The 19,159-nt window shown below is 66.7% G+C and carries 17 protein-coding genes; 10 read left to right on the top strand and 7 right to left on the bottom strand.

Annotated features, from left to right (window positions below):
* The first annotated feature begins 69 nt into the window (after positions 1-69).
* Positions 70-927 (top strand): helix-turn-helix domain-containing protein, encoded by an 858-nt coding sequence (locus OG203_RS31745; RefSeq protein ID WP_405160906.1) that lies wholly within the window; start codon positions 70-72, stop codon positions 925-927.
* On the opposite strand, the gene OG203_RS31740 is transcribed toward OG203_RS31745, so the two are convergent.
* From OG203_RS31740 to OG203_RS31730, 3 genes are all read right to left on the bottom strand, one after another.
* Positions 924-2,138 carry an alpha/beta fold hydrolase gene (locus tag OG203_RS31740; RefSeq protein ID WP_405160905.1) on the bottom strand — a complete coding sequence of 405 codons (1,215 nt, stop codon included), beginning with the start codon at positions 2,136-2,138 and terminating at the stop codon, positions 924-926. The genes OG203_RS31745 and OG203_RS31740 overlap by 4 nt on opposite strands.
* Positions 2,139-2,232: 94 nt before the next feature.
* Positions 2,233-3,855, bottom strand: a complete 1,623-nt coding sequence (locus tag OG203_RS31735; RefSeq protein ID WP_405160904.1) for a DUF885 family protein — start codon at positions 3,853-3,855, stop codon at positions 2,233-2,235.
* Between the two features lie 60 nt (positions 3,856-3,915).
* Positions 3,916-4,980: a glycosyltransferase family 4 protein gene (locus OG203_RS31730; RefSeq protein ID WP_405160903.1), complete on the bottom strand. Its 1,065-nt coding sequence runs from the start codon at positions 4,978-4,980 to the stop codon at positions 3,916-3,918.
* A gap of 245 nt (positions 4,981-5,225) precedes the next feature.
* On the opposite strand from OG203_RS31730, the gene OG203_RS31725 reads away from it, so the two are divergent.
* The 5 genes from OG203_RS31725 (at position 5,226) to OG203_RS31705 (ending at position 11,135) form a co-directional block, all read left to right on the top strand.
* Positions 5,226-6,419, top strand: coding sequence for a glycosyltransferase (locus OG203_RS31725; protein WP_405160902.1), 1,194 nt, complete (start codon positions 5,226-5,228; stop codon positions 6,417-6,419).
* The gene (locus OG203_RS31720; protein ID WP_405160901.1) at positions 6,416-7,426 is read left to right on the top strand and encodes a glycosyltransferase; all 1,011 of its coding nucleotides are present in this window, start codon (positions 6,416-6,418) and stop codon (positions 7,424-7,426) included. Before OG203_RS31725 ends, OG203_RS31720 begins: the two co-directional genes overlap by 4 nt.
* Positions 7,426-8,739 carry a glycoside hydrolase family 130 protein gene (locus tag OG203_RS31715; RefSeq protein WP_405160900.1) on the top strand — a complete coding sequence of 438 codons (1,314 nt, stop codon included), beginning with the start codon at positions 7,426-7,428 and terminating at the stop codon, positions 8,737-8,739. The genes OG203_RS31720 and OG203_RS31715 overlap by 1 nt, the downstream gene beginning before the upstream one ends.
* A gap of 117 nt (positions 8,740-8,856) precedes the next feature.
* Positions 8,857-10,179 carry a glycoside hydrolase family 1 protein gene (locus tag OG203_RS31710; protein WP_405160899.1) on the top strand — a complete coding sequence of 441 codons (1,323 nt, stop codon included), beginning with the start codon at positions 8,857-8,859 and terminating at the stop codon, positions 10,177-10,179.
* Positions 10,180-10,193: 14 nt separating this feature from the next.
* Complete coding sequence (locus OG203_RS31705; protein WP_405160898.1) at positions 10,194-11,135, top strand: esterase/lipase family protein; 942 nt, start codon at positions 10,194-10,196, stop codon at positions 11,133-11,135.
* 52 nt (positions 11,136-11,187) lie between these two features.
* Here OG203_RS31705 and OG203_RS31700 read toward each other — a convergent pair whose 3' ends face one another.
* On the bottom strand, positions 11,188-12,807 hold the full coding sequence (locus tag OG203_RS31700; RefSeq protein WP_405160897.1) for an MDR family MFS transporter: 1,620 nt from the start codon (positions 12,805-12,807) through the stop codon (positions 11,188-11,190).
* 12 nt (positions 12,808-12,819) lie between these two features.
* Positions 12,820-13,443, bottom strand: coding sequence for a TetR/AcrR family transcriptional regulator (locus OG203_RS31695; RefSeq protein WP_405160896.1), 624 nt, complete (start codon positions 13,441-13,443; stop codon positions 12,820-12,822).
* Between the two features lie 255 nt (positions 13,444-13,698).
* Between OG203_RS31695 and OG203_RS31690 the strand changes: the two genes are divergently transcribed.
* Together OG203_RS31690 and OG203_RS31685 are read left to right on the top strand one after the other, a co-directional pair.
* Positions 13,699-14,103 carry a hypothetical protein gene (locus OG203_RS31690; protein WP_405160895.1) on the top strand — a complete coding sequence of 135 codons (405 nt, stop codon included), beginning with the start codon at positions 13,699-13,701 and terminating at the stop codon, positions 14,101-14,103.
* An 84-nt stretch (positions 14,104-14,187) separates the two neighbouring features.
* Positions 14,188-14,742: a hypothetical protein gene (locus tag OG203_RS31685; protein ID WP_405160894.1), complete on the top strand. Its 555-nt coding sequence runs from the start codon at positions 14,188-14,190 to the stop codon at positions 14,740-14,742.
* A gap of 12 nt (positions 14,743-14,754) precedes the next feature.
* Here the strand turns inward: OG203_RS31685 and OG203_RS31680 are convergent, their stop codons facing one another.
* Entirely contained in the window at positions 14,755-16,089 is a 1,335-nt protein-coding gene (locus tag OG203_RS31680) for an aspartate aminotransferase family protein (RefSeq protein WP_405160893.1), read from the bottom strand.
* Between the two features lie 86 nt (positions 16,090-16,175).
* Here OG203_RS31680 and OG203_RS31675 point away from each other — a divergent pair, with 86 nt between their 5' ends.
* Entirely contained in the window at positions 16,176-17,105 is a 930-nt protein-coding gene (locus OG203_RS31675; RefSeq protein WP_405160892.1) for a LysR family transcriptional regulator, read from the top strand.
* 238 nt (positions 17,106-17,343) lie between these two features.
* Positions 17,344-18,072, top strand: a complete 729-nt coding sequence (locus OG203_RS31670) for a C40 family peptidase (protein ID WP_405160891.1) — start codon at positions 17,344-17,346, stop codon at positions 18,070-18,072.
* A 231-nt stretch (positions 18,073-18,303) separates the two neighbouring features.
* Here the strand turns inward: OG203_RS31670 and OG203_RS31665 are convergent, their stop codons facing one another.
* Positions 18,304-19,047: a glutamine amidotransferase gene (locus OG203_RS31665; RefSeq protein ID WP_405160890.1), complete on the bottom strand. Its 744-nt coding sequence runs from the start codon at positions 19,045-19,047 to the stop codon at positions 18,304-18,306.
* Positions 19,048-19,159: the final 112 nt, after the last annotated feature.

Genomic DNA, 19,159 nt, shown 5'->3' with positions numbered 1-19,159 from the left:
CTGGTAGTGCGTTGCCTAGCAGTGACACGACCACCCACGACCGCGACACCCGGTGACACACTGAATGCCATGGCGCAGGCACCCTTCGATGGCACACCGCTCGGCGAATTCCTGCGAGCCCGCCGCGCTTTACAGCACCCCACCGATCTCGGTCTGCCCGCTGGCACCGGACAGCGCCGCACCCCCGGCCTGCGGCGCGAGGAATTGGCCGCGCTAACCGGTATCAGCATCGATTACTACATCCGCCTCGAACAGGGCAGGGAAACCAATCCGAGCCCGGCGGTCCTCGACGCACTCGCCCGCGCACTGCGCTTGGACGACGAATTGACCACGCACCTGTTCGCCCTCGCCGACCACGCGGCGGGCCGCGGCCGACGGTACCGGGCCGAACCGGCGGTACGACCGGGCATCGCGATGCTGCTGGAAACCGTGCGCCCCTGCCCCGCCTACGTCCGCAACCGCACCAACGACATCATCGCCAGCAACCCCGAGGGCCTGGCCCTGCTCGCCGGGATCGATCAATGGCCGCCGAAGCAACGCAACACCACCCGCTACACGTTCCTGCATCCGGCCGCCCGAATCCTGTACGACAACTGGGATTACGCCGCAGCCGCCAGCGTCGCCCAGCTGCGCGCCGCGGTCGCCGCCGACCCGGCCGACCCGCGCCTCACCGAACTGGTCACCGAACTCACCACGGCGAGCGCGGAATTCACCGCGCTATGGTCCCGCCACGATGTTCGCCGCCGATACACCGACCGAAAGACGTTCCACCACCCCGACATCGGCACGATCACCTTCGTCTACGAGACACTCGACCTCGGCACCGACGGCCACCGCCTCGCGCTGTATCAAACCGCGCCGGGTACTCCGGATCATGAGGCCATGCGCCTGCTCGCCCTCTCGGCACGCACCGACGAGTCGAGTTAGCTGGCGGGCACCTGCTGCTGGAACCAGGCCAGCACCTGCGGCACGGCAACGCGACCGGACGTGGTGTGGTCGATAGTGCCGAGGTTCTGCAGGGTGGCATTGTCGCTGTGCAGGGCTTGCAGGCAGTGCTCGGCATTGGCGTAGGGCACGTTGCGATCGGCGGTGGCTGCGTAGAGGTGGACCGGAACGCGCGGGGTCCAGTCACAGGTCCCGTCGCTGTCGGTCATTGCCTTCAGCGCCGCGCCGGTGGGGTGGGTGGCCAACTCGATGAACCGCGGCGTCAACAGCAGATCGGGGGTGATGGGCAGCTTGGTGGCGATGGTGAGTTCGTTGCGGGTGCCGTCGAAGAGTCCCTCGATCTTCCCGGCGTACGGCTCACGGAAGGCTTCGGCGGGGTCGTCATAGAGGTGGTAGATCCGGTTCATCGCGGTCAGCCAGTACGCGAAGTAGAACACCGCGGGACCCGGCGCGACCCGCCCATCGAGACCCGCGGGGGTCTCGACGTCCCGGAGCGCGTAGGGCCCGCTGACCGGCGCCAGCGCGGCGAGACCGAAACCAGGCACCTCCCCCGCCTGCAACGCCTTGCCGAATGCCATTGCGGCATGGCCTCCTTGCGAGAAGCCGGATACGAGCAGGTCGCCGTCGAGTTCTCGATGCTGTTGCGAGGCAATGGTTTTGGCGGCGAACAGCAGATCGGCCGATGCGCTCACTTCGGTCGGCGCGTGCGTGTACGGATGACTCCCCGGCCCGTCACCGAGCCCGAGATAGTCCGGGGCGATCGCCGCATACCCGGCTGCGGCGAACATGACGGTGCGCGCCTGATCGGGTCGGCTGTCGCTATTCACCGACGGCGCATCGCTTTTCAGCGTCAGCGTGCCGTGCTCGAAGGCGACCGTGCGTAACCGAGGCGACGCCGTGCGCGGCAGCACGACCAGCCCGCTCGCGGTGGTCGACTCGCCTTTCGCCCCGATGGTGCGGTAGTCGACGCGATAGGCGTCGACGCCGTTGCGCACGGGAGTATCGAAGCTTTCCTTGGCGAGATAGGCCACGGTCGCCTCGGCCGACAACTGCGCGACCGGCGTCGTGGACACCACCGTGCCCCGTTCGCCTTCCCCTGGCGCGCTGACCTGCTTCGTCTCGGCCGCACAGGCACTGGCCCCGCACAGCAGGACGAGCACACCGACCATGGCGAAACGTCGCGTCGTGAACATGCGGTACCGGCTCCTTCGCTGGCGCGCACCGCGGCTACTGACGACACGCTGCGGCACGTTCTCCCCACTATGCCCGCGATCTCCGCGACAGGGCTTATCCGGCGAGCCGGTCCGCCTCGTCGAGGTGGTCGCGCAGGCCGAGCAGTTCCCAGCGCTGCAACGACAGCGGCACATTGCCTTCGCGCCACAGCCGGTCGTTGAACTCCTTCAGGTCGAACTTCTCCCCGAGTTCGCGCACGGCCGTGCCGAGCAGATCCTGGATCTGCAACTTGCCGATCTGGTAGCTCAACGCCTGCCCGGGATTGCCCGCGAAGAACACCGCTTCCTCCCACGCCGTCTCGCGGTCCATCGGCACGGCGACCGCAAGCCGATCGGTGGCCTCGTCGATGGAGAGTTCGCCGAGCGCGAGCGCGATATCCACCTCGACGCGTAAAGCCCGCAGCCGCATGGCATTTGCCACGAAGATCGCACTGGCCGGTGCCTCGTCGAACAATCCGGCGTGCAGCATCAACTCCTCGTAGTTGAACGCGATCCCCTCGTTGGGCACCGAGTCATAGAACCGGCGCCGCGCGGGATTGTCGTGATGCCAGCCGATCGCGACCTGCTGGGCATGTACTCCCTCGTGCACGATCGCGGTACGCGCGTCGAACGCGGCGGCACGATCGAAGTACGGCAGATCCGGGTGCGGGGTCGGGACATACCGAGTGGCGTCCTCGTCCATCCGGGACGGGCCGGTCAGATCATCGGTCACCCCGAGCCAGGTCAACGGCTCGAGATAGGGCGGACGAGGCGCGAATCGATAGTGCCGCAAGCTCTCCGGCTGACTCAGCAAGCCGCGCTCGTCGGCGAACTCACGCACCGCGCGCTCATCGACGGCTTGGCGCCGCACATGCTCGCCCACATCGGCGGGCAGCGGCGGCGCGGGCGCATCTCGATGTCTGGTGCGCAGCTGGGTCTCAAGTGCGACGGCCCGATGCCACTCCTGACGCCCCATCTCGCGCAACCGCTGTGCCGAATAAGGCAGCAGCGCAACGCGATGCAGGAAGTAGGCCAGCGATTCCGGTCCGACGGGCTCGACCTCGCCCAGTGACGGCAGCTGCTCGTCCAGCCAATCCCGGTACGCCGCAACGGCATCGGCGGCAACCCGGGTCGCCGCGGGCAACTCGGCCGCGTACTCGTCCGGCAGGAACGGAACAAGCGCCGTCATCGCGGATTCGAGCGATCCTGCCGTCTCGTTCAACAGCCGCAGTGTGCTGCGCGCGAACGGTGCGCCCGCATGGCCGGTGAGATTCTCTCTCGCCTGCTCGAGTACGAGCGGAACATGCCGCAACAGCGCGCTGACCTTCGCGGCCCGCGCGGTGTCGAACGGCGACGATACGAGCAGTTCGATATAGATCGGGCCGAGGCTCTGTTGAACATAGAACCCGGGATCGCGCTCCCAGGCCCGGATCAGCTCGAGCTCCCAGCGAACCTTGGCGAGCGCCGAGCCGAGCAGCCTACCGTCGACCCGCACCGCGACCGGCTCGTCGGACAGGTCGAGCTCGCGGTGCCTGCGGGTCAGCTCGGCGAGCACCTCCCTGCGCTCCGCGATCGCCTTCGGCGACCAATCGGGCAGCCAGCCGTCCGGCCGCTGTACCCGTGGCAGATCGTCGCTGGAGTCCGGCAGTGTAGCCAGCCGCCAGTTCCAGAACTCTTCGGCAAGCTTCGCTAGACCCATGCCCGCACAATACAATTCGCGCCAGCGACCGGCCAGCCGTTAGATGCTGGGGAAGGCCTATTACAGCCCGGCGTGTGAGAACAACCCGGGCGAGCCGATGCCCTGCTGCTGCGGTGTCGCGGGCACGATGGTCTCGAACAGCGCGAGGTAGTCGTCGATCATTCGGTCGGCGCTGAACCGCGCGTCCACGTCGTCGCGGGCGGCACGCCGGTCGAGCTGATCGATCTTGGCCAGCGCGGCGACCGCGCCGTCGACATCGGTGACGAGGAATCCGGTGACACCGTCGCGAATGATCTCCGGCATCGATCCCAACGGCGTTGCGATGACCGGTGTTCCGGTCGCGAGGGCCTCGACCACCGCGAGACCGAACGGTTCGGCGAAACCGATCAGATGCAGCAGCGCGCGAGCGCCGCCGAGCAGTTCGTCCCTGCGCTGCGGGCCGACCGGGCCGACGTAGGTCACGCCGGGGTCGGCGAGGTGCGGCTCGACCGCCGTGCGGAAGTACTCCTCGTCCTGAATCACGCCGGCGATGATCAACGGCAGCCCGGTGAGCCTGGCCACCTCGATTGCCAGGTGCGTCCCCTTGTCGGGGTGAATTCGGCCGAGAAAGAGCAGATATTCACCATGCTCGGGCCGAAATGTGAACTGCGTTGTGTCGATACCGTGATGAATTGTCGCCGCATAGCGCAGCGCCGGGTGCCGGTCGGCATCGCTGATCGCCACATAGTGGGCGATATCATCGAATGCCTTATATACGGGCACAATTTTCGGCGAGGAAAAGCCGTGGATCGTGGTTACCATCGGGGTCGACACAAGGCGGCTGTAGGTCAGCGGCATGAAGTCGAAGTGGTTGGCCAGCACGTCGAACTCGCCAGCATGCCCGAATGCGGTCGAATTGTGCAGCGCCTCAGCGACTTTCGCGTCAGCGTCGGCCGTCTCCTCGTAGCCCGACGGCACCGGCGCGACCAGCCGCGCCGACGTCTCGGAGTCCCCGGTGGCGAACAGTGTGACGTCGTGTCCCCGCGCGACGAATCCCTCGGCCAGGGTTGAGGCGATGTGCTCCCACGGTCCATAGTTCTTCGGTGGCGTGCGATGGGCTACCGACGCGATTACGCCGATCTTCATAAAATCCTCGATTACTGGCGAATTAACCGCCGAGAGCCGCCTCCGATCGGGCGGACTTGATGCAACGACCATATCACATCGACCCCGCGTGACCTGGGTGTTACTATCGAGGCCTAGTGGTCGATCCGCCCGTGTCGTGCTCCGGAGTGGATTCTCAAGCGCTTCAGCGCGACACGATTCAGCCAATTGAGTGGCTGCAGACAGCGGCACCGTCGGCGCTGGCTCGAATCAGAAAGGCTGACGTTGTGTCAGTTCGGTCTTACGGCGTTCTGAGCACCTATCCACCGACCCAGTGCGGGTTGGCCACTTTCACCGACTCGCTGGTCGGCGCGCTGGCCATGCCCACCGAAACCGGTTTTGCGACGGTCGATTTCGGTCAGGGTGGCACTGCCGCGCGCACCGTGGGCGTTGTCGCCGTTGTCGACAGCCCCGAGCCTGGCCTGCCGTCGCTGGTGACCCATCAGTGGGAACGCAGTGACCGCCGTGGCGCCGTCACCGCGGCCGCCGCCCTCAACCGCTTCGATGTCGCGATCATCCAGCACGAATACGGTATCTACAGCGGGCGTGACGGCGTCGACATACTAGAAGTCGTTCGCGCTCTTCGAGTTCCGGCCATCGCGGTACTACACACCGTACTCGTCACCCCGACCGCGCAACAGCGGATGATCCTGGAAGAGCTGGCCCGCCGCTGCGCCGCGCTCGTCACCATGACCGAGACGGCCCGCCAGCGCCTGATCGAGCACTACGCGGTCGACCAGTCCAAGGTCCGGGTGATCCCGCACGGCGCCACCGAGCATCGCCCCGGGCCGCACAGCCTCCGGCATCAGCCGATCTCGCGTACCCCGGTCATCCTGACCTGGGGCCTGCTCGGCGAGGGCAAGGGCATCGAATGGGGCATCGACGCGATGGCCCACCTGGCCGATCTGCGCCCGGCCGCGCACTACCGGGTGGTCGGGCAGACCCACCCCAGGGTGCTCGCCCGGCACGGCGAGTCCTATCGCACCGGCCTGGTCAGCCGGGCCGCGCGGCGCGGTGTCGCCAATGCCGTGCACTTCGACGCCCGCTACCTGTCCAGCGACGAGCTGCACCGGCTGATCCAGCAGGCCGATGTCGTGCTGTTGCCGTACGACTCGCGCGAACAGGTGACATCGGGAGTTCTGATAGAAGCCGTCGCAGCGGGTAAACCAGTGGTATCGACGGATTTTCCGCACGCGCGGGAACTGCTGTCGAGCGGCGCCGGTCTCCTTGTCGATCGCGAATCACCGACCGCCATCGCGTCCGCGCTGCGCAAGGTGTTCACCGAGCCCGGCTTGGCGGCCCGCATGAGCGCCGAAGCGAAACGCATTGCACCAGACCTACTCTGGCCAGCAGTGAGCAGGAAATACCATGCGCTTGCCGCAGAGACGCTGCAAGCCGATGCGAAGTTGGCGACAGCATGAGTGAGACCATCACCATCTCGTACGCGCACCTGGTGCGACTCAGCGATGAAGTCGGGATCTTCGAGCACGCGAAGTTCACCACGCCGCGCCTGGAAAACGGTTACTGCGTAGACGATGTCGCGCGTGCGCTCGTCGTCGTCGTCCGTGAGCCGGAGCCGACCGAGGAGCTTGACCGGCTCGTCCAGATATACGCGCGCTTCCTCTTCGACGCGCTCACCGAGGACGGCCGCTGCCACAATCGTCGCGGCACGGATCGGAACTGGCAGGACGAACCGAGCATCGAGGATCACTGGGGCCGCGCCCTCTGGGCGCTCGGCACCCTCGCCGCCCGCAGGCCGGACCTGGCCGAAAAGGCGTTGGCGCACTTCACCATCGGCGCCAAACAGCGCTCCCAGTTCCCGAGGGCGATGGCCTTCGCCGCACTCGGCGCGGCCGAGGTCGTGCGCGCCGATCCCGGAAACCTCACGGCCCAAGCGCTATTGGCCGACGCCGCCAAGCTGATCGGCCCGCCGACCCGTCGTCTCGACTGGCGCTGGCCCGAGCCGCGGCTGCACTACGCCAATGCCGTGCTTGCCGAAGCCCTTCTGGTCGCCGGTGCCGCGCCGGGCCAGGGCCGCACGCACGCCGACGGACTCGCGATGCTGCGCTGGCTGCTCGAGACCGAGACCGCAGGCGACCATCTGTCGGTCACCCCGGTCGACGGCTGGGCGACCGGGGAGAAGCGGCCCGGTTTCGACCAGCAGCCGATCGAGGTCGCGACCCTGGCCGACGCCTGCGCCCGCGCCTACGACGACACCAAGGACTATCACTGGAAGGACGCGGTCATGCTCTGCGAGGCCTGGTTCCGCGGCTCCAACGATGTCTCGACACCGCTCATCGACCCGGTCAGCGGCGGCTGCTGCGACGGACTGGAGCCGACCGGAAGAAACGAGAACCAAGGCGCCGAGTCGACCCTCGCGCTGATCTCGACGATGCAACAGGCCCGTCGCCTGCAACAGGCGGCCTAGTGACCGACACCTCGGCGGTAACCTCAGCTGACCTGGCCCGCCGGGGTGGTCAGGCGCTGTTCCCCGATGGGAGCCGGGTCTTGGCCAGGCTGTTCCAACCCGGCCAAGAGCTACTCGGACATGGCATTTCGCGCGCGGAGGCGATCATCGCGCGGGTGCTGCGGCTGACCGACGCGGACGTGTCGAGCACCCTGACGTCCGCGCTGCGCCGGTTCGGCAACCGGCACCGTGACATCAACGCGATCTTCGCCGCGCACTGCGCGATCGTCGAGCATCTGCTGCCCGAGGGGATCACCCCGGAACGGCGCCTGCTCGTCGGCGCGTGCTTCACCCAGGAGTACGCGGTCGAGGCGGCGGCGCTGTTCAATCCGTCGATGGTCGCGCACCCGGACCAGACCGGGCTCGCCCCAGGCGAATTGCGCTTCGTCATGAGCGTGCGCGCCCTCGGCGAGGGACATATCTCGAGCATCGAGTTCCGCACCGGCGTGCTCGCGCACGGTGATTCGATCCGGGTGAACACGCCGACACCGTTCCTGGCGACCGGCCGGATCACCCTGTCGACGGCCGGAAACTACACGGTGACCTTCCCCGCCGACCGCCCGATGTCGGAGCGGATCCTCTTTCCGGCCAGCCCCGACGAAAGCCACGGCATCGAGGACGCGCGCTTCACCCGGTTCACCGAAAGCGACGGGACGGCAACGTATTACGCCACCTACACCGCGTTCGACGGCGGCCGGGTGGCCGGGCGACTGCTGCACACCAACGATTTCGTCACCTTCGACAGCATCCGGCTCGACGGTGCGGGAGCCACCGACAAGGGCATGGCGCTGTTCCCGCGGCAGGTCGACGGCCGCTATCTGATGCTGTCGCGCTGGGATCGGGAAAACATCAGCGTGGTCAGCTCGCCGGACGCGCTCGCGTGGCGCGACCCGGTCACCATCTATCGGCCGACCAAGCCCTGGGAGCTGATCCAGCTCGGCAATTGCGGGCCGCCGATCGAAACACCCGGCGGCTGGCTGGTTTTGACGCACGGCGTCGGACCGATGCGCACCTACGGGATCGGCGCGATCCTGCTCGACCTCGACGACCCGACCCGGGTGATCGGCGCACTACGTCAGCCGCTGCTGGCACCGACAGAGGGGGAACGCGACGGATACGTGCCCAATGTCGTGTACTCCTGCGGCGCGCTGGTCCACCAGGGCACCCTCGTCCTGCCCTACGGCTGCAGCGACTCGGCCATCAGGTTCGCGTTCGTTGACATGTCGGCGCTGCTCGAGCGACTGACGCACGAGGGCCCGCCGACGAGCTGGTAACCGCCGGTGTGGCTCGGCGGCCGAGGTGGCCGGGGTAGCCGCGATGTACGGTTTTCCTTCGGGGCCGACCGTGCCGTGGTCCCCGCTTGTCACCACAACGAACGGGAGCACCACCCGATGCGACTCCGTCTCCGCGGCCTCGGCCTGGCCGCCCTCGCGGCCGTCACGGTCCTGACCGGGCTGTCGGCCTCGGCCGCCGCCCGCCCGGAACCGCCCGCGCAGGTCGCGCCGCTCGGTTCGGACTTCCTGTGGGGTGTCGCCGCATCGGGGTATCAGTCGGAAGGGCATGCGCCGGACAGCAACTGGAGCCGCTACGGCGCCGCGGGCAAAACCGATGACCCGTACCGTGATTCGGTCGACTTCTACAACCGCTACGCCTCCGACATCGACCTGGCGGCCGGGCTCGGCGTCAAGGTGTACCGGATCAGCGTCGAGTGGGCGCGGGTGCAACCACAGCCCGGCGTGTGGTCAGCGGAGGGATTCCGCTTCTACGACAACGTGCTCGCCAAGATCACCGCCGCCGGGATGCGGCCGATGATCACCCTGGACCACTGGGTGTTCCCCGGCTGGGAGGTCGACCGAGGCGGCTGGCACAACCCGGACATGGTCGAGGACTGGCTGGCCAACGCGCGCACCGTGGTCGACCGCTACGCGGCCGCCGACCCGCTCTGGGTGACCTTCAACGAGCCGACCTTCTACGGCCTCAACGAGCTGCGCCACGGCGGCCTCCCGGCCACCGACGTGCCAGGCATGCAGGACCGACTCGCCCAGGCGCACAACGCCATCTACGACCACATCCACCAGGTGCAGCCCGGCGCGATGGTGACAAGCAATGTCGCCTACATCCCCAGCGGTGAGGACGCGATCAATAAGCCGTTCGTCGACAAGATCGCCGCACGGCTCGACTACATCGGCATCGACTACTACTACGGCATGTCGCCCGACACCGCGACCTCGATGGTGCAGAACTTCAGCCAGCTCTGGAACAACCCGCTGCAGCCGGAGGGTATCTACTATGCCCTGCAACACTATTCGCGCGAGTTCCCGGGCAAGCCGCTCTACATCGTCGAGAACGGCATGCCGACCGAGAACGGCAAGCCACGCGCCGACGGCTACACCCGCGGCGACGACCTGCGCGACACGATCTACTGGATCCAGCGCGCGAAGGCCGACGGCATGAACGTGATCGGCTACAACTACTGGAGCCTCACCGACAACTACGAATGGGGCAGCTACACACCGCGCTTCGGCCTGTTCACCGTCGACGTGCTGACCGATCCGAACCTCACCCGTCGGCCCACCGACGCCGTCGGCGCCTACACCGACATCACGCATTCCGGTGGCGTCGCGGCCGGCTACCGTCCCACCAAGGCACCACAGCCTTGCTCCCTGGTCGATGCCGCAGCCAGCTGCCTCGACCCGCTGACCGTGCCGCGCTGATCAGAAGGATGTCGATGGATACGAAATGGCGTCGTCTGACGGCGGCAGGCGTGGCGGCGGGCATATTGACCGGAATCTGCGCCCCGACGGCGCAAGCGGAAGCTTCCGACCAGACTCCGAACCAATCGACAACGGCCGCAAGCGATATCGCCGGGGGCAAGGATCCGGACGGCAGCGTCCCGCCCGCAGGCTCCGACGACTGGACCTGCCAGCCGACCGCCGCACACCCGCGACCCGTCGTACTGGTCCACGGCACCTGGGCCAATCAGAACGACTGGAACATGCTCGCCCCGCAGCTGAAAAGCGAAGGCTACTGCGTCTTCTCGCTGAACTACGGCCGCGATACCTCGAGCGTGCTCGGCACGATCCCCGGCATGTACGGGGTCGCCGACATCCGCGTCTCCGCCAAGGAACTCGCCGCCTTCGTCGACCGGGTGCGCGCCGCGACCCATGCGGCGAAGGTCGATCTCGTCGGACATTCCCAGGGCGCGTTGATGTCTCGCCAGTATCTGCGCTTCGAGGGCGGCGCCGACAAGGTCGGCCGCCTGATCTCGCTCGCGGGCACCAACCACGGTTCCGCCATGCGTGGCGTTGCGGGTCTGCTCCCCGCCGGCAGCGCGTACTCGGGTTTCTCCGCCGGACTAGCCGGGATCGCCGGAACCGCGGCCGCGCAGCAGCTCGTCGGCAGCGACTTCTTGCAGGCCATCAATGCCGCCGGTGACACCGACCCCGGCGTCTCCTACACCGTGCTAGCCAGCACCTTCGACGATGCCTCCACCCCGCCGCAAGCCACCTTCCTGCAAGCGGGCCCCGGCGCGACGGTGGACAACGTGTGGGTCCAAGACTTCTGCCGCACAGACACTTTCGAGCACGCCACCCTCCCGCAATCCCCCACCGTCGCCTACATCATCAAGAAGGCACTCGACCCGGCATACACCGGCATACCCTGCCCCTGATACACCGCCGGGCGGTAAGGCTGTTGCCCTACCGCCCGAATGTGCTTGGTACTCAGCTGTGTTCGGTGACGAGCCGAGGATCCGGCTCATCGCCCTTGCCCAGCGTCGTCTCCTCCAGCACCGCTTCGCCGCGGGCCACCATGCCCGCCTCGTCGGAGAGCTTCAACTGCGGAATGAACAGCGCGAGCACGAAGATGATGATCGCGCCGGGGATCAGGTACCAGAAGCCGGGCACCAGCGCGTGCACGTAGGCGCCGACGATCGCGTCGTGCAGTTCCGTCGGCAGGTTCTTCACCACCGACGGCACCAGCGCGCCAGGGTCGAGCTTCGCGGCCGCCACCTGCGGCATATGCGACAGGAACGCGTCGGTGAGCCCCTCGGTCAGTCGGCTGGTGAAGATCGAGCCGAAGATCGCGACACCGATCGCGCCACCCATCTCACGGAAGTAGTTGTTGGCGCTGGTCGCGGTCCCGATCTGGTTGGGCGCCACGGCATTCTGCACGACGAGCACGATGATCTGCATGATCAGGCCGAGGCCGCCGCCGATCACGAACAGCATCGCCGAGACCACCCACATCGGGGTGTGCGCGCTGAGCTGGGTCAACCACAGCAGGCCTGCCAGCATGAGCAGCGCGCCGATCGGCGGATACATCCGGTAGCGGCCGGTCTTGGTGATGGTGGTCATCGACCCCATCAGCGTGATCATCATGCCCGCCATCATCGGGATCAGCAGCAGGCCGGAGACTGAGGCGGATGCGCCGGTTGCCATCTGCAGGTAGGTCGGGATGAATCCGATCGCGGCGAACATGACCAACCCGACGAGCAGACCGATCGCCGAGGTCAGCACGAAGGTGCGATTACGGAACAACCACAGCGGCAGCATCGGCTCCTCGGCGCGCGATTCCACCATGACGAAGGCGGCAACCACGACAACCAGCGCGGCGATCATCGCCACAATCGTCGCCGAACCCCACGCGTACTGCTTGCCACCCCAGTCGGTGATCAGGATCAATAACGTTGTCGCGGAAGACATCAGCAGCACACCGAGGTAGTCCGGCTTGGTCTTGGGCCGATGGCTCGGCACGCTCAGGTAGCGGAAGGCGACGAACAGCGCGGCGATACCGATCGGCACGTTGATCCAGAAGCACCAGCGCCAGCCGAGCGTGTCGGCGAAGAAGCCGCCGAGCAGCGGTCCGGCGACCGAGGTGATACCGAAGACGGCACCCATCGGCGCCATGTACTTGCCGCGATCCTTCGCGGGCACCACATCGGCGATGATGGCCTGCGCCAGGATCATCAGGCCACCGCCGCCGACGCCCTGCAGACCGCGGAAGACGATGAACTCCCAGAAGCTGGTCGACGCGGCGGCACCGACGGACGCGGCGGTGAAGGCGGTCACCGCGAACAGGAAAAGCCAACGCCTGCCGAACATGTCGCCGAATTTGCCGTAGATCGGCATCACGATGGTGGTGGCGAGCAGGTATGACGTCGCGGTCCACGCCATGTGCGAGACGCCGCCGAGTTCGCCGACGATAGTCGGCATCGCGGTGCCGACGATCATCTGGTCGAGGCTGGCCAGGAACATGCCGGCGATCAGCGCGGAGAAGATGAGCCAGATACGTTTCTGGGTCAGGACAATGGGGGTGGGCGGCGAGTCAGCCGTCGTGGTCATCGGGCATGTCTCCTATTTCTCGGCAGGCTTGTCGAACAGCCGGGCGGCCATCGCGCAGTGCTCGTGTATCGCCGCGGTCAGCGACCTGGTCGTGTCCTCGGTCACGGAGACGACCGCGCGGGTGGTGAGGGTGGTCATGACTCCCGTTGCGAGCGAGGTGAATTCGGGGGAAACCGGCGCACCTGCCCGCGCGGACAGCAGCTCGCCGATGACGGCTTCCTGCCTGACGCCTGCGGCCATGAAGGCCGCGAGCACCCGAGGTTCGGTTTTGATGAGCTCGACTACCAGCGAAATGGCCTCGCGCACTTCCTTTTCCGGCTCGAAGGCGGAGGAGAACATCCGGGTGAGGTCTTCCATCAGGATGCCGCTCGGCCCACCGGCGATGAACTCTTCGCGCGATTGCGGTGTGCCGATCTCCTCGATCGGGCCGACCACCGCGTCCAGCTTGGTGTCGTAGTAGTTGAAGAACGTGCGCGGCGAGACCCCGACGACCTTGGCGATGTCCTCGATGGTCGTCGCGTCGATCCCGCGCTCGACCGCCAACCGCCGCGCGGCCATACACAGGTCGAGCAGGGTTTGGCGCTTTTTCTGGGCGCGGAGACCGGTCGGCGACTCCCCGCGCGTGGATGCTGGCATGGCAAGAATTTAACACAAACTGCAAAATTTCAGGCAGTGCAATTTTCTGTGATGGTGCTCACCCGGCAGCCCGATCGGGTAACCGGCCCGAGCCGAGACGGCCAGCATCTACTACCGACATGCGTGACTCAGCTCACCAATGCCAGCACATATCCTCTAATAAGCAGCTTCTCAGGTTCGTAACCTACTGTTCATCTCAGTAGATGAGCCGGTTCAGATCACCTGAGCTCATCAGACCAGAGAGGCAATGAGGCCATGGCGCGACGTGTATTTCCCGTGCAATCACTCAGCACCGGCGGCTACCGCCGTTCGATCGCAGCGTTCGCGCTGATCCTCGGCGGCGTCGTCGCCGCGACGGCGCTCACCTCCGGTGTCGCGATCGCGGACCCCGGCGGACGCTCGGACCACGCACCCGGACGCGGCACCCGAGGGGACACCACCGGCGCGCACCACATCGACCCCTCCGGCTATCACCACACCGATGCCAACCCGCTGCGGCAGAACGAGCATCAGAACTCCTTGCGCGACTACCGAAGTCAGCAGAACCCGGCCGAGTCCACGGCGAACCGCGGCAACGGCGATGCCACGACCTGGACCGCCGTGCCGCGAGCCGATGGCGACGGCTGGGTTGTCTGCCGCGCCAATGCCAGCTGGTGCTGACGACTCCGAATCTGCTGCAGCACTTCGTATTACGGCTCGATCGCCGATGGACGCGATCGGCCGGAGATGGAAAGAGAGACGTCGATGAGAACTGTCAACGGCCCCGGGACCACCACGCGCAGCGCGCGGACGAAAGCACTCACCCTGCTCTCGATCGCCGCGATAACCGGCGGCATCACCTTCGGTGCCGGAACGGCAGCCGCCAGTGATGCCCGAACGACTGCGGCAGGCACTGGCGCGCAATGTCTTTGGGCGGCCTCCGCGCATCCGCAGGGCTCGACGGTCACCGCAGGCGGCCAGACCTACCAGTGCACGACCGACCGCGGCGCACCGTATTGGCGGCAAGGACCGGCGGCGAGCCGCTCGAGCACCGTGCCAAACCCCGGCTCGTACACCAATCCGACGGGCCAGTTCAGCGCGGGCGCGCGGCAACCGGGAACGGAATACAACGACTACTGCGTCGGTGGCCAGCTCATCGAAGGCAACGAGGACGTCTACCAGGTGGTCGCGGACCGTTCCGGCACGCTGTACTGGAAGGCGGCCGCACCGATCTCCCAGTGGGCCTTCGACTCCGATGCGGCTCGTCCCGGCCCGTCCTCGCGCTCCGCGAGCCTGTGCATCGACGGCAACCTGACCTGATTCAGGCCGCCGTCACAGTCGCCCGGCCGCGTCGCCGATCGCCTCATCGAGGATGGCCAGGCCGAGAGCGAGTTCGTCTTCGGTGGCGGTCAGCGGCGGGGCGATGCGGAAAACGCCACCCATGCCGGGCAGCTGCACGATATTCATGTGCAGGCCCAACTCCAGGCAGCGGCGGGTGACCTGCGCGCCGAGTTCGTCGGAACTCCGCTTGGTCTCGCGGTCGACGACCAGCTCGAGTCCGGCGAGCAGGCCGCGACCGCGGATGTCTCCGACGACGTTGTGCCGCTCGGCAATTCGCTCCAGACCGTGCCTCAGGTAGGCGCCGAGTTCGGCGGCACGTACCTCGAGACGGTCGCGGATGAGCACGTCGAGCACGGTGTTGCCGACCGCGGCGACCAGCGGGTCGGCGACATGCGTTGTCAGGAAAAGGAACCCGCGATCGTGCGCCTCCTGCTCGATCTCGGCGCTGGTCAGCACGGCCGCCAGCGGCAGTCCGGCACCGAGCGTCTTGGACAGGGTGAGGATGTCGGGCACGATGCCGTCGCGCTCGAACGCGTACCAGGATCCGGTGCGGCACAGGCCGGTCTGCGCTTCATCGAGGATGAGCAGCATGCCGCGTTCGTGGCACCTCTGCCGCAGTGCGGCGAAGTAGCCCGGCGGCGGTTCGATGACCCCGCCGGAGCTGAGAATCGGCTCGACGATGCAGGCCGCCAGGCTGCCGACCGATTGCGCGTCGATCAGGTCGAAGGCGAAGTCCAGCTGGCGGCGCCAGTCGAGTTCGCCGGTGGCCGTTGTGAAATCGGGACGGTAGGAGTGCGGCGCCGGGATGGCGAAGTTACCCGGTGCGGCCGGGCCATAACCTTTGCGGCCCGCACTGTAGGTCGCGCCCGCCGCGGCCTGGGTCATGCCGTGCCAGGAGCGGGCGAACGAGACGATCTCGTGTTTACCGGTGACCAGCTTGGCCATCCGGATCGCCGCCTCGTTCGACTCGGCGCCGGTGGTCAGCAACAACGCCTTGTCCAGCGGAGCGGGCAAGGTGCCTGCCAGCCTGCGGGCCAGGTCGACGACCGGGCGGCTGAGCATGCCGCTGAACAGGTGGTCGAGTTCACCGACCTGGCGGCGGACCGTCGCGACGATGTCCGGGTGCGAGTGCCCGAGGATCGCGCTCATCTGACCGGACGTGAAATCCAGTATCTCCCTGCCGCTTTCGGTGTACACGAAGCTACCCGCGGCGCGGGTGATGATCTCGGGGGTGAAGGTGCCCGCGCCCGCGTAGCGCACGAGGTGGCGGTCGGTGTCGGCCCAGAAGTCGTCGGTGGACCGCGCCGTGAAAGTGGGGGAAGCCATGTTTCGACGGTAAGTGCGGCGCGAGCGACACGTCCATCTCACAATTCCGGCTGTGCTGTTCGGCTCAGCCGTACAACAATCGAGAGATGCTGAACCCTTGGCGGCTGCGTCTGCTCAGCCAGCTCGATTCCCTCGGCACCGTCCGCGCAGTGGCGCAGGCGGCGAACCTGAGCGCGTCCAGCGTGTCCCAGCAGCTCGCGGTGCTTGAGGCGGAAACCCGCACGCAGCTGCTGGAACGCACCGGCCGCCGGGTCCGGCTCACCCCCGCCGGGCTGATCCTGGCCCGCCGCGCCAGAGCCATCCTCGACCACATGGGCACCGTCGAAGCCGAGCTGCGCGGCCTCGGCGCCGAACCGGCAGGGCTGGTCCGGCTCGGCGCCTTTCAAAGCGCCATCCACTCACTGTGTGTGCCAGCGGTGACGCGGCTCGCGCGGACCCATCCGCACCTCGCGATCGAGCTGCACGAGCTGGAACCGCACGAGAGCATGCGCGCGCTGCGGGTCGGTGACGCCGACATCATCATCACCACCACCGATTTCGTGGAGCAGCCGCTCGGCTCCGACATCGATATCGTGCCGCTGGCCGCCGACCCGATCGTGCTCGTGCTGCCGCCAGGCCGGGCCGCCCGCGGACCGGCCGACCTCGCCGCGTACGCCGACGAGCCGTGGGTATTCGATACGCCGAAGTCCTATATGGCGAAGCTGGCGACCCGGCTCTGCCGCGAATCGGGATTCGAGCCGAGAATCATCTGCCGCTTCAGCAACTACATGATGACGCTGCAACATGTCGAGGCCGGACTGTCGATCGCGCTGCTGCCCGCGCTCGCCGTCGATCCGCGCTATCGCGTCGCGACCAGGGAGCTGGCGAGTCCGGTCACCCGGACGATTACCGCCGTAATTCGGCGCGGCACACCCCCGCGTGCGGCCGTCAATGTGGTGCTCGATGCCCTGCGCGGACACGGCGATCTACCGGGCACGACCGGGCCTATCGACGGCCGAAAACGATCTAACGAATAGCGCTTTCCAATAACGATTGGATATATAGTTACCGTTTCGTTATTACTTTTCAGTGTGTCAGAATTTTGTTCGAACACGCTTGTGTCGAAGGATGGAAATCGGATCCGCTTGGACTGACAGATCACCGTGATGTTCTCGAATCGTATTCGGAGACTTTGGTGAAGTCCGGTACGCCAGTATGTGCGGCGCTGCATGGCCGAGCCAAGGCCTCCGAAATGACCATCGGAGGACCTGAATCATGGCATCGAAGACCGACGACGACGTCCGAAGTACCCGCTCGCTGCGGCGGGTGTTCTGGTGGACACTCGCGGCAGGCGCGGCATTCTCCGGCGCACTCCTCTTCTCCGCCGCGGAAGCATCGGCCCAAACCGTGACCGTTCCCGGCATCGGAAGTTTCGACGTTCCGAACGAAATCTCCGTTCCCCCTGGCATTCCCGGCATCCAGATCTCGGTGCCGCCGCAGGAGAGCGCGCCATCCGCTGCTCCCTCCCGAGCCGAGTTCTCCGCTCCCGGAAACGGATTCGCCCTCCCCGACATTCCGGGCCTCGAATACTCCGGCCTGGCAGGCATTCCCGGCATCAAGGCGCCGAACACGTTGCACCCGCAGGTCGCACCGATGAAGACGACCGGCGATGTCGCCGTCGAAGCGGCCCGCGCCAAGATCGGCTCCAGCTACGGGACCTCCGCCGGGCCTGATGTTTTCGACTGCTCGGGTCTGGTGCAGTGGTCCTACCAGCAGGCCGGTGTCTCGGTCCCGCGCACCAGCTACGACCAGCTCGCCGCCGGAACCCCGGTGGCCAAGGACGATCTGCGCCCCGGCGATCTGGTGTCGTTCTACGGCGGCGAACACTCCGCGCTCTACGCGGGCGACGGCAAGGTCATCCACGCCTCGACCTACGGCACCGGCGTCGTGGAATCCCCGATGTCGTCGATGCCGTACGCGGGGGCCTGCCGATTCCGCAGCTAGTCTTTCGGCTCGTCCGCGGGTGCGGACGGGGCCGGAGCAGCGGCTATCCGAATGACACCGGCATCGAGGTCGAGTGCGAGCCGGGGACTGTGTGACTGTCCATCACTGTCCTCGCTGCCCTCGTCGCCCAGCTTCTGACCCGGAAATAGTTCGCCCATGACGCCCATAACTCCACCATAGACCCGCCAGATAACGACGGTCCTGCTATGCCAGGCATTCAACCGCGAGCGACTAGCGCGGATCGCTCCGATACCTGGCGACGAATCGGCGCAATATCTCTTTAGGGCTGATGATCGCTTCCCGGTGGCCGAGCGCGGTGAGGTAATCCGCCTCATCCGGGTCGAAATAGCCTGCGTGCCGGTAGGTTTCGATGCGCAGCGCGAGTCCGTCGCCGTCGAGCTCTGGGTGAAACTGGGTGGCGTAGACGTGCTGGCCGACCCGAATCATCTGCACCAGGCAGTCGGCGGAGGTGGCGAGCAGCACCGCGTTCGGCGGAACCTCTTGACACGCTTCCTTGTGCCCGACGAACGCCCGGAACGACTGCGGAATCCCATGCAGCAGCGGATCTTCGGCCGCTTGGTCGGTCAGTTCGATGGTCTGCGCGCCCGGTGACTCGGCGTATCGTTCGCCGCTGACCGTGCCGCCGAGCGCGTCCGCCAGAATGCTCAATCCGTAGCAGGCACCCAGATACGGGAAGTCCCTTGCGACAATCTCGATGAGCAGCTTCTTCAGTCCTGGCTCGAATCGCTGCTGGTAACCGTATTTCTCGGTCTCCGGGCGGCCGACATTACTCGGCCCGCCGCCAACGATCACCGCCGAGAAATCATCGAGCGACAAGTCGGGAAGTCCCTGGTCCATCTGCACCCGCACCACGTCGGCGACGTCGAGCTCGCCCGCCCGCAGCACAGCGTGATATTCGTCATCCGCCGCGGGGCGCTCGGGCCGCAACTGGAGCAAAAGGCAGGGCTTGGGCATGCACAGATTGTGCAAGATCGGCACCCACCGCAGGGAGAGTTACGTCGACCGAGGGCGAGTCAAGGCTGTCGATCGTTTGAATGTCGGTCATATAACCGATACCCGAGACCCG

The sequence above is a fragment of the Nocardia sp. NBC_01499 genome (assembly GCF_045040275.1).
Lineage (GTDB): Bacteria > Actinomycetota > Actinomycetes > Mycobacteriales > Mycobacteriaceae > Nocardia.
The sequence above is the reverse complement of the archived record's forward strand: the minus strand, read 5'-3'. Positions and strand labels throughout refer to the sequence as shown.